1 protein-coding gene is annotated in these 1298 nt (G+C 69.0%); it reads left to right on the forward strand.

Annotated features, from left to right (window positions below):
- Positions 1-9: 9 nt before the first annotated feature.
- Positions 10-1298 (forward strand): ketoacyl-synthetase C-terminal extension domain-containing protein (locus AB0J87_RS64400; RefSeq protein ID WP_363985929.1); only part of this gene is annotated, 1289 nt, incomplete at its 3' end.

Consider the following 1298-nt stretch of genomic DNA (forward strand, 5'->3'; position numbering starts at 1 on the left):
CAGGAGCGGGTGATCCGCCAGGCGCTGGCCAACGCCGGCCTGGCCCCCGGTGACATCGACGCGGTCGAAGCCCACGGCACCGGCACCAAACTCGGCGACCCCATCGAGGCCCAAGCCCTCCTCGAGGTGTACGGAGCCCGTCCCGAAGAACACCCCTTGTGGCTGGGCACCGTGAAGTCCAACCTCGGCCACACTCAATGCGCCTCCGGGGTGGCGGGTGTGATCAAGATGGTCATGGCCGCCCGCGAAGCCCTCCTCCCCCAAACCCTGCACATCACCACCCCCACCACCCACGTCGACTGGGAACAAGGCCAGATCCGCCTCCTCCAACACCCCCAAACCTGGCCCGCACACAGCGACAAACCACGCCGAGCCGCCATCTCCTCCTTCGGCATCAGCGGCACCAACGCCCACCTCATCCTCGAACAAGCCCCCCACCCCACCCCCACAGGCACCGCCCCCAACGCGGGCACCAGCACAAGCACCGCCGCAGGGGCTCAGGCAAGCACCGGTGCGGGCGCTAACGCGGGCAATGGCATAGGCGCAGGTACTGGCATTAACGCAGGCGCTGACAAGGACACCGGCACGGGCACCGAAGCTCCGCAGCCCCTACCGCTGATCCCGGTAGCCCTATCCGCCCGTGACCAGACCAGCCTGGCCGCCCAGGCCGCCCGCCTGGCCAGCCACCTCACCACCCACCCCGACCTCCCCCTGCACGACATCGCCCTGTCCACGGCCACCACACGTGCCCATCTTGAGCACCGCGCCGTCATCCTGGCCCGCAACGCCGACGACCTCCACCACGCCCTCGACCACCTCGCCGGCACCAACACCGACGACAGCACCAGCCTCGGCACAGGTGACGGCACAGACAACGACGTCGCCAAGAGCAACGGCAACGTCAACGGCAACGGTGATACGAGCAACGGCAGCGACGGCTCAGACGCTGGCGCGGCCAGTGGCAACGGCATCAACACCGCGACCGTCAACGGCACCGTCAACGGCACGGGCAACGGCACTGGCGCCCACGGCGGCACCGAGAACGCCGCAAGCGGCACGAGCACGAGCAACGGCAGCAGCGGCACAGACGCCGCAAGCGGAGCCGCAACGGCAACCGGCAACGGAGCCGACACCCCCACCGCGACCCCGTCGAACACCCGCAACAGCATCGGCGTCGGGGTGGGCGTGAACGTGATCATCGGGCGTGCCCGACCCGGCAAAACCGCGTTCCTCTACTCCGGACAAGGCGCCCAACACCCCGGCATGGGCCGCCAACTCTACGAAACCTTCCCCACCTT

The sequence above is a fragment of the Nonomuraea sp. NPDC049625 genome, from assembly GCF_040675285.1.
In the GTDB taxonomy this organism is placed as follows: Bacteria; Actinomycetota; Actinomycetes; order Streptosporangiales; family Streptosporangiaceae; genus Nonomuraea; species Nonomuraea angiospora_A.